This window comes from Micrococcales bacterium (genome assembly GCA_009784895.1).
In the GTDB taxonomy this organism is placed as follows: Bacteria; Actinomycetota; Actinomycetes; order Actinomycetales; family WQXJ01; genus WQXJ01.
In genome coordinates, this window is the sequence record WQXJ01000063.1 from 1 (window position 1) to 9,711 (window position 9,711).

Annotated in this window: 7 protein-coding genes; 2 read left to right on the forward strand and 5 right to left on the reverse strand. The window is 62.0% G+C overall.

From position 1 onward, the window contains the following. Positions 1–49 precede the first annotated feature (49 nt). The 3 genes from FWD29_09115 to FWD29_09125 form a co-directional block, all read right to left on the reverse strand. The gene (locus FWD29_09115; GenBank protein MCL2804089.1) at positions 50–298 is read right to left on the reverse strand and encodes an acyl carrier protein; all 249 of its coding nucleotides are present in this window, start codon (positions 296–298) and stop codon (positions 50–52) included. Between the two features lie 8 nt (positions 299–306). Beyond that, the gene (locus tag FWD29_09120; GenBank protein MCL2804090.1) at positions 307–1,266 is read right to left on the reverse strand and encodes an ACP S-malonyltransferase; all 960 of its coding nucleotides are present in this window, start codon (positions 1,264–1,266) and stop codon (positions 307–309) included. A gap of 370 nt (positions 1,267–1,636) precedes the next feature. Then, positions 1,637–2,812: a helix-turn-helix domain-containing protein gene (locus tag FWD29_09125; GenBank protein MCL2804091.1), complete on the reverse strand. Its 1,176-nt coding sequence runs from the start codon at positions 2,810–2,812 to the stop codon at positions 1,637–1,639. A gap of 270 nt (positions 2,813–3,082) precedes the next feature. Between FWD29_09125 and FWD29_09130 the strand changes: the two genes are divergently transcribed. Beyond that, on the forward strand, positions 3,083–3,514 hold the full coding sequence (locus FWD29_09130; protein ID MCL2804092.1) for a DUF3052 domain-containing protein: 432 nt from the start codon (positions 3,083–3,085) through the stop codon (positions 3,512–3,514). Between the two features lie 91 nt (positions 3,515–3,605). Here the strand turns inward: FWD29_09130 and FWD29_09135 are convergent, their stop codons facing one another. Together FWD29_09135 and FWD29_09140 are read right to left on the reverse strand one after the other, a co-directional pair. After that, positions 3,606–4,436 (reverse strand): SDR family NAD(P)-dependent oxidoreductase, encoded by an 831-nt coding sequence (locus FWD29_09135; protein ID MCL2804093.1) that lies wholly within the window; start codon positions 4,434–4,436, stop codon positions 3,606–3,608. Positions 4,437–4,451: 15 nt separating this feature from the next. Further along, positions 4,452–4,871, reverse strand: a complete 420-nt coding sequence (locus FWD29_09140) for a cupin domain-containing protein (protein MCL2804094.1) — start codon at positions 4,869–4,871, stop codon at positions 4,452–4,454. A gap of 442 nt (positions 4,872–5,313) precedes the next feature. On the opposite strand from FWD29_09140, the gene FWD29_09145 reads away from it, so the two are divergent. Next, the coding region (locus FWD29_09145) for an InlB B-repeat-containing protein (protein ID MCL2804095.1) at positions 5,314–9,711 on the forward strand (4,398 nt) is incomplete at its 3' end.

Below are 9,711 nucleotides of genomic sequence, written 5' to 3' on the forward strand. Positions count from 1 at the left end.
AGGGGAGTGGTCGCCCCCAGGCCGGTCACCACCACCGAAGCTGTGCTCATCAGTTCTGGGCGGCGGTGATGAAGTTGACGGCGTCACCTACGGTTGCTAGGTCCTTGATGGCGGAATCGGGAATCTCAACTGAGAACATGTCTTCCGCCAAGGTGACAATGGTCATCATTGACAGTGAGTCGATATCCAGGTCATCGGTGAAGGACTTGTCCAGGGCGACATCGGCAGCGTCGAGGCCGGTCTCGTCGACGATGATTTCGGTCAGGCCGTCCTGGACGGCGGTGGCATCAAGGGCCATGGTTTCTCCTATAGGGTTTCGGCGGTTGTTGAGGTGGGCGAGTTGGCCGCCCGGCTGGTGGCGGGCGGTTGGGGTTGGGGTGGAACAAAATCGCTGGCGGCCAGTCCCGTCACTTTGACACCTTTCATGCCGCGTTTGGCCAGGCCGGCCAGTACCCCGGCTGGGGCCAGCTCCAGCGTCCTGGTTGGGCCCAGCGCCAAGATGGTCTGCTGCACCAGGTCCCACCTGACGGGCCGGGTAACTTGGTCGACCAGGACTTGCCCGATGCCGGCCGCTGCCGTTTGGGCGGTGCCGTCACCGTTGGTGATTAGCGGGTAGGTGGCGTCTTGCAGGTCGAGCCTGGCGATGGCAGCGGCCAGTTCGGCTTTGGCCGGTTCCATGTAGCTGGTGTGAAAGGCGCCGGCCACATCGAGGCGGATGACCCGGGCTCGGGCCGGGGGAGTGGCAGCCAGGCGGTCAAGGGCTTGGATCGATCCGCCGGCCACCACCTGGGCTGGGCCGTTGAAGTTGGCCACTTGGGCGCCGGCCTGCTCGATGGCCTCAAGCACCTGGTCTGCCTGGCCACCAATAACAGCGGCCATGCCAGTGGGCTCGGTCTTGGCGCAGGCCGCCATGGCCCGGCCTCTAACAGCCACCAGGCCAACGGCGTCCGTCTGACTGAAAACACCGGCCACGGCAGCGGCCGCGAATTCGCCCACCGAATGACCGGCCACAGCCTTGATCCGGGCCTCGGGATTGGCCTGCCGCCAAGCGTCATAGCTGATCAGGGCGGTGGCCACCAGCAGCGGTTGGGCAATGGCGGTGTCCTGGATGACCTCGGCTGAAGAGGTGGTGCCGTGCTGAATCAGGTCGATGCCGGCGGCCACAGACCAAGCCTCAAGTTTCGACCTAGCGCCAGGTAGGGCCAGCCATTCGGTCAGCAAGCCCGGTCGCTGGACACCCTGGCCGGGACTGAGCAGGACACACACGCGCTCTAGTTTGGTCGGGGCCGGCTTGATACGCGAAGACCGCCTGGCACAGTGCTTACGGCGCGGTTTTGTAGGAATCCTCTAGTAAGCGGCCGGGGGCCGCTACTAGAGGATTCATAGCTCTGCTTGTTTGCCGCGTCTTCTCGGGCGGACGCAATGCGTCCGCCGCGTGCGACACGGCGGCGATCCAGCCGGCCGTGCCGGTTTCCTAGAGGATTCATGGCTCTGCTTGTTTGCCGCGTCTTCTCGGGCGGACGCGATGCGTCCGCCGCGTGCGACACGGCGCCGCCCCGACCTTTCATGCCAAACCCTGGACTCGGTGAATTGGGGGTGGTGCCAAACCCTGGACTCGGTGAATTGGGGGGTGGTGTCAAAGCTCGGACTCGGTGGATTGGAGGCGGCCGCAGGCCAGGGCGTGCTGCAAGATGAAGGACTCGCGTGGATCGGTTGGGTCCCAACCGGTCAGCTTGGTGATTTTGCCCAAGCGGTAGCGCACGGTGTTGGGGTGGACAAACAGTTCACGGGCGGCGCCTTCGAGCGAGCGACCGGTCGACAAATAGGTCGACAAGGTCAAAGCGGCATCCTTGCCGGAATCCTCGATCATCTGATTGATCTGCGCCAACGTCGTCTTGGCCAGGGGGTCGCCCAATAGGGCTCGCTCCGGTAGCAGGTCGTCAGCCAAGACCGGCCTGGGCGCTTGGGGCCAGGCCGCCAGGGCGTCAAGACCGGCACTGGCCGCCCTAAGCGAGGCCGGCGCCTGCTCCAACCCGGGTACTTCCGGGCCCACCACGATGGGCCCGGAGCCCAGGTGAGGCACCAGGCGAGTGACGGCATCGGGCGGGGCACCGCCCAAAACCAAAAGGCACCGGTCAGAATGGAAACCAACCAAGAAATCAGGTACAGCTCGGCGCACGTGGTGGCGCAACTCGGCGCCGGCGCGCTGACCCCAAGGTGCCTCAAGACCCACCACCACAGTCACAATTGGCCCATCCCCAGCCCAACCCAAGGCGGCCAGGCGCGACCGCAACGAGGACCCAATCTGGCCCCGCACCAGGGCGTCTACCACCAATGCCTCCAGGCGAGCATCCCAGGAACCGCGCTCTTCTGCGGCCCGGGCGTAGACCTCGGCGGTGGCAAAGGCAAACTCGCGGGAGTAGCGCAGAACGGCGAATTGGAGTTCCTCGGCCCGTCCGGGGGCCGATATGACCTCGGATTCGGCTTCGATGACGTCAACCCCGGTGCGCAGCAGCTGAAGGGTTTGCTGCAACGACACTGTCTTGGTTAGTTCGCGCGGCGCCACGGCGAAAATGTCGACCGAAGACTGGGCCGTGGCTTTGGCGTTGACACACCAATCGATGAAGGCGCCAATCGAGGCCTGCGCCACCAGGCCAACCCAAGAGCGGTCCTCGGCGCTGAGCTCTCGGTACCAGGAGAAGTCAGTGTCAATGCGTTTGAGCAGGGTCGTTACCAGGCGGTCGCGGTGGGAATGCAGGCGGGTGACTGTCGTGGCACAAGGCACTGGATGGGACTGCGATCTGGCGGGCATGGGCTCATGCTAGCGGACGGGTTTTGTAGGCGAGCCACAAATACCGGCCTGAACCGGGTTTGGACCTGGCGCCTGGCGGGCGCGGTTCCTGGCCCCGCTCCTACCCGTCGGCTGGGCCCGGCGGCGGCGGTGACCTTGGCAAACAGGCAAAAGTGGGGGGTTTCAGCCGGGCCGGCACGGGCCAGGCGCTTTAGTTGCAGGACTGTCCGTATCTTCGCTTTCACCGCCTGGCGGTGGCTGAAGTGCGAATCGTGAAGTAGCGTAGCGGTGATGAACGCTCACAGCGGCAAGGAGAGCAGGCAAGTGTCCCCGGACGACCCGCTGGGCCTCAAACCCGGCTTCGTGGTTCAAGAGATCGGCTATGACGACGATGTTGACTTCGATCTGCGCGAAGCCATCGAAATGGCAACCGGCAACGAGCTGGAGGACGAAGACTACGACGATGTCACTGACGCTGCCTTAATCTGGTGGCGTGACGAGGATGGCGATTTGACCGATGCCCTGGTCGACACGCTGGCCTTGCTCGAAGACGGTGGTGTGGTCTGGGTGCTGACGCCCAAGCCGGGCCGGCCCGGCTACCTCGATTCAGCTGAGATCGCCGAGGCCGCCACCATCGCCGGGCTGCACGCCACCACCAGTGTCTCGGTCGGGTTGGACTGGTCTGGCACGCGCCTGGCGGCCAGGGGCCGGACCAAGCGCTGACACCGCCAGGCGGCCTAAACCGGTCACCTGGGGGCAGGCGGGCTATGGCCCTGTCCGATGCCGGCGGTCCGGGTTTGCCCTTTGCCTAGCCCTAGTAGCCGAGGCCGAGCATTTGGGCGGACAGCTCCCAGTGGCGCCGCACTATGTCTTCGTCGTAGGCCTTGGGGCTGGTTTTGCTGATGCGGCGATTCGAGCCGTAATACTCCCCGGTGGTCCATGTTTGGCCCGGGCTGCCCCCGGCGAAGTGGGCCAAGTTGGCGCCGCCCTGTTCAGGTTTGGTCAGGAACCTTTTCAGTGGTGAGTGGAAAACGAACCTGAAATAGCTTGAGGTCTCCGAAGCGAAACTGGTGGCCACATTGCCCGGGTGAAAAGCCACTGCGGCCAGATCCTGGCCCTGGTAGCGGGCGTGCAAGCCGCGCGTGAAGAGAACGTTACCTAGCTTGGAGTCGCCGTAGGCCCGGTTGGGGGAGAAGCGGTGCCAACCCTCCAGGTCATCAAGGTCCAAGCGGCTGTACCGGGCTGCGGCAATAGACGAGGTGTTGACCACAGCGGCCTGGCTGGCCAGCAGCAAGTCCAAGAGCTCGTGTGTCAGCAAAAAGCCTGCCAGGTGGTTGACCTGAAAAGTCAGTTCGAAGCCGTCTTCGGTTCGTTGTGGCCCCTTGAAAATGCCACCGGCGTTGTTGGCCAGGACATCGATGCGGCCGTCGCAGGCTTGCCGAAGTTCTCTCGCCAGGCGGTGGACATCGTCAAGTTTGGCGAAATCGGCCAGGAAGTAGCGGTCTGTCCCAACCCTTTTGGCCACGGCTTGCGTTTTGGGTTCGGACCGACCAACTAGAAGAAGATTGTGCCCTTGGTGGGCCAGCTGGACGGCGGCGGCGGCCCCAATGCCATCGCTGGCGCCGGTCAGAACAATGGTTTTCATTTGTCGCCCAAGCCTCTAGTCCTCGTTGGGGTCAATCTCGGCGTCGTGTTTGGTCGGATGGATTGTGCCGGGCAGGTGGTCAGGCGGGCCGTAGAGGGTGTAGAGCTTCAGCTCAGCCTGCCCGGTGTTGATGATGTCGTGCCAGGTGCCGGCCGGCACAAAAATGACTGAATCGGCGCTGACCTCGGTGGAAAAGGCGACTTCATCTTCGGTTGGCCCCATCCGGACACGGCCGGTGCCCTGTTCGATGCGCAGGAACTGGTCGTGATCCGGGTGGACCTCGAGGCCAATGTCGTCTCCAACCGGGATCGACATTACCGTTAGCTGTAGGTACTGGCCGGTCCAAAGGGTCGAACGAAAGTTCGGATTGAGGAGAGTTGTCTTCTCGATATCCAGGACATGTGGGTGTGGGCCGTGATCGGTGAGGTCAGGCATGGCTGCTCCTTTTCGAGGTGCCAGCGCCAGCTGCGCAGCCAGGGCGCCGGGTCGGTGTGCGGCTGAATTGAAGCACGGGTCCAGTCTGACACGACGAGCACATCCCCGCCCGCATCTGATGGGGCGTCTTGCGCCTCGGTGGCCCGGCCGTGGTGGGGCACCGAACAGCGTCGAAGCCTGCCAGGCGGATGACCCGCCAGGGTCGATGGCTTGGTGACTGGGCGCCACTTTCGGTCCGCACCTTCCGCGCGCGGCGAAATGGGAATGACAAAGGGGCCCGGGGCACGTTGGACCAATCGAGCCCCCGAACGTCGTGGAAAACGCTTCGTGGGTTTCTCCCACCCCCGTAAACAACGGTGAGAAACCGCTGAAGCGGCCGCTGACGCTACCCGGCTCTGTGCCGAAATCCGGCAGATACACGGATCTGATAAGAGGTCAACGGATGAGACACGCCCATACGAGCAAGGGACGCCGTCTTCGGCGGAGCCCCCTGGCCGCAGTGCTAGTTGTGCTGGCGCTGGTACTGGGGATGTTCGGAGCGAGCCCCAGGCAGGCCTTGGCCGCCGAGCCAACAGTGGACAACCCGGTCTTGTTCACGGTGCGCGGTTCGATGGTCAGCGGAGCGGTTGAATACCGAATCGTTGTGACCGGTGTCTTTGACCAGACCTACCAATCGTTCACAGTGACCTACCCCGAAGAGCTCAAGCTCAACTACCCCGGGACCATCACATCCGCCTGGAATGTCTCAGAATCCCAGGGCACCGGCACAAAGACACACACTTTTATCATCAAGACTGGTTCGGCTACAGCAACGGAGCTTTCGACCCACCTGGAAAACATGCATTTCACCCTGGCGAACCCACCCGATGTCTTTCCGCCGGAGAGCTCGGTGGTCTCGATCCAGGCTTCGTCTAGCAAGGTGACTGCCTTTGTCGACCCGGAAGGCTACGTCCACTACTACACGTTTGTGCCCAACTCGACAATCACCTGGCTACAGGCCTACAACGCCGCCAAAGCCAGCTCGATGCAAGATCCACGCTTTCCTGGTGATCCAACCAAGCGGCTCCAGGGCTATCTGGCCACTATCACCAGCCACGATGAGCAAAAGAAGGTCTACAACGACATTGCGACATACTGCGGCTGGCTAGGTGGAACCCGGCTGCTGAAATCTGATCGCACGCCAATTCTGGACGATTCATCGATTTCAGAAACCATTGGCAATTACGTTGGCAACAACGGAACGCCTCCGGCCAACTATTGGTACTGGGCCGATGGGCCAGAAGCCGGCAAGGTCTTTTACATTGGGGCGACCTACAATAGCACCGGCACGGCCGGCACAGAGAACCGCTATGACGGACGCACTCCGGTCGAAGGCACCGACACCGTGCCGCCGGCAGGCACGGCCTTCAATGGCTACACCTACTACACGTATTGGGGCAACACCGAGCCGAACAACTACGTCAGCGCTGGTCAGCCCAATATCAATAACTTTGGCGAGTATGCGCTGCAATTTGCCTACTCCGGTGCTTCTCATCCACCGGGCTACACCCCGGCGTCGCAAGGTGACAACTATCTGCCCCCAGCGGCTAGGTGGAACGACTTCCCAAATGTCGGCTCGGGCACTGTGCTCGGCTATTACATCGAATACGGTGGCTATCCCGGTGACCCGAAGGCGGACGAGCTTGGCGGCTCTGAGATCACCACGTCCAGCGAGGTCGAGCTGGTTATGCCAATTGTGGTGCAATACCGCTCCACAGTGATCCAGGATTCGACCGTCGACCCCGTTGTTTACCGGCAGATTTCCGCCATTGGCACCGACTACGACCACATCCTGACCTACGAGAATCACCTGCCCTACACGGCAGTGCGTTATTTCGACAGCGCTTTGTACACCATCACCGGCTACACCGCCTATGGTTACACCTTCATCGGCAGTCAGGACGACCGGGATAACCTGACGATCAACGGCTTAGGTGACGTCTCGGGGTTCCACTCAACCAAGAATCAGCGGATCGTTTTCCAATACAAACCCAACGACTACACGGTGACATTTGACGCCAACTATCTAGGGTGGAATTCAGCCAGCGTGTCACCGGGTTCAAAAACGGTGCAATTCGATTCACCTTACGGCACTCTGGCCAATGCCAAGCGCCCGGGTTATACCCTCACCGGCTGGTATCACAACCAGGGTGACGCGCTGCTGGGAACCAACGCCGTTTCCGCTGATGACCTTGTGACGAAATGGTGGGATTCAACCCTGTATGCCGGCTGGTCGGAAAACAACGACTACGTGGTCCACTACGATCTGAATGACAGTCCCAGTGCCCCGGCCACCCCGATGGCCTTTTTCGACAAGATTGGTGTGTCTTGGACCGACACGGGTCTGGTGCCAGCTTCGAACCCGACCAGACTTGGATACGTCTTCGCCGGATGGAGTGTCACGGCCAACGGCACCAAGCAGGGTGTCACGGCCGGCGACACCTACGGCTCTCTGGCCGCCAGCGACGCGGAAGACTCCATCACGTTGCAGGCCCAATGGAAGGACGCCAGCAACATTTGGGTGGTCTACCACCTCAACGGGGCCGATTCGCCGGCCAGTCTGGCAGACCACCAGCTTGACGACGAGGCCGAGCTTGTGCCTCTGCCGGCGGCCAGCCGTTTGGGTTATGACTTTGAGGGCTGGTTGGTGGCCGATGACGGCGACGGCAACTTGGGCGGAACTTACCTTGACTCCGACGCCATGACCTTTGACATGATGGCCGCACCGGGCGCCAGCTTCATCATTGTCGAAGCCCAGTGGAGCGCCAAGTCCTACGCCGTCAACTATGACCTCAACGCCCCGGCGGGCACCGCCTACGGCACAGCCAAAACAGTTGGTTGGCTCCAGAACGGCCTAGTCCCTCCTCTTGAGGGCAATCCCTCCAGGTCCGGCCATGTGTTCATGGGTTGGAACACCAGCCCAGACGGACTGGGCCTGACGGCCAACGTTGGCTCTTCCTACGCCCAGCTGGCGGGGGGAGACGACACGGTCATGGCCACCACGCTCTACGCCCTGTGGCAGCCGGCCCGGACCTATTCCGTTAGCTACGACACCAACGGCGGCTCGCCGGCCAGGTACGACGACCTGACTGGGGTTTATTGGGAGAGCGATAATCTGTTGCCCTGGCCATCCCCGCCAGTCGGCTACAACTTTGCTGGCTGGAAAGTTGTCTTCAACGGCGACAAGTCGGGTGTACTCAGCAGTGACACCTATGGTGATCTGGCCGATGATCCAAATGTCGGCCACATTGTGCTTCAGGCCCAGTGGTCGCCCAAGCAAAACTTCGTTGTCAAATACGACCTCAACGGCGCCACCCAGGTGGGCTATCCAACCCAGAAACCGGGCGCTGGCTCGGCGCCGGGGGAAGTGGTATGGACACAGATCAACCTGCTGCCCGCCGCCAACCCTGTTAGAACCGGATACACCTTCTTGGGTTGGAACACCGCTGAGGAGGGTGACGGCCACCCGGCCACCACCTCCGATAGCTATGCCACCTTGGCTGGCGGCGACGATACAGAGTCCAGCGTCACCCTGTACGCCCAATGGGTTGCCGATTCGGTCTACACCGTGCGATACGACCTGGCTGGTGGCAGCGGTTCGGTGCCCAACGTCGAACTCCTCCCAAAGGACATCGTGCCGGTTTTGCCCGAGCCGGTGCCGCCAACGGGATTTGATTTCAGTCACTGGGTGGTGGCAGACGACGGCTACGGCAATAGCTCACCGGCGGCGGTAGCCGGCGATAAGACCTATGCCGAGCTGGTCTGGGGCACAGACACTTCGAACTACCGCAAGTACATTGTTCTCAAAGCGATCTACACCGAGAAAAGCAGCTTCACCGTCAACTTTAACTGGAACTGCGGTGATGCTCCAACCGTTGACACCATCACCGGTGTCAGATGGACCGCTAATGGTTTCACGCCGCATAGTGCCACACAGGCGGGCAAGAACCTGCTTGGCTGGACCACTGACCAAGACGGCCAGTCCAACTACGTCTTGCCAGCCACCCAATACAGGACGCTGGCCGGCAATGACGATACCGTCACCGAAGTGACGCTGTACGCCCAATGGGAAGAGGCCAGCTTCATTGTGCGTTACGACCTCAACGGCATCTTGGCGCCGGCTGGAAACAATGACTATGACCAGAGAACTGTTGGTTTTGATGATGCGGGCTTGGTGCCCCCAAGCCTCGACCGGGTCGGCTACCAGCTAGACCACTGGGTGGTTTCGGAAAACGGCGCCGACGCCCACCACGTCACGGCCCTAGACAGCTACAGGACTCTGGCAGCCACCGGCGCGCCCTACATCACGCTGCAGGCCCAGTGGGTGGCCAAGAACTACGTTGTCCACTACGACACCAACGGCGGCAGCCCGGCTATCGCCTCAACTCCGGCCACCGGTGCCGGCGCTTTGCGGTGGTGGTCAACCGGTCTGCTGCCCAGTGTCGCGCCAACGCGACTGGGTTACACGCTGCAAGGCTGGAAACTGTCCAACATTGGCGGAACCGACCTTGATGCTGGCGACATTGCCGCTGGCAGCCTGGTCACCGCCGCCACCAGGTATTCTGACCTGGCCTGGGACGGCACGATGGACTGGGGCAACATCACCCTGCAGGCCCAATGGCTGGAGGATCCGGATGTGACCATCACCTACAGCCCACTCAGCTTTAGCGCTAGTCAAGTGGCGCAGGGTGCGACTGATGGTGGCACCGTGTCACCAACCAGCCAGTCGATTGGTCCGGCTTCGGGGACAGCGTCTTCGACCGCTACGGTCAAAGCCGGGTATTCGTTTGTTGGTTGGTTC

Bases quoted from the DNA above. Each gene is read 5' to 3' on its own strand.
- FWD29_09135 (MCL2804093.1), bottom strand. From the start codon at position 4,436: ATGAAAACCATTGTTCTGACCGGCGCCAGCGATGGCATTGGGGCCGCC.
- FWD29_09130 (MCL2804092.1), top strand. From the start codon at position 3,083: ATGAACGCTCACAGCGGCAAGGAGAGCAGGCAAGTGTCCCCGGACGAC.
- FWD29_09115 (MCL2804089.1), bottom strand. From the start codon at position 298: ATGGCCCTTGATGCCACCGCCGTCCAGGACGGCCTGACCGAAATCATC.
- FWD29_09125 (MCL2804091.1), bottom strand. From the start codon at position 2,812: ATGCCCGCCAGATCGCAGTCCCATCCAGTGCCTTGTGCCACGACAGTC.
- FWD29_09140 (MCL2804094.1), bottom strand. From the start codon at position 4,871: ATGCCTGACCTCACCGATCACGGCCCACACCCACATGTCCTGGATATC.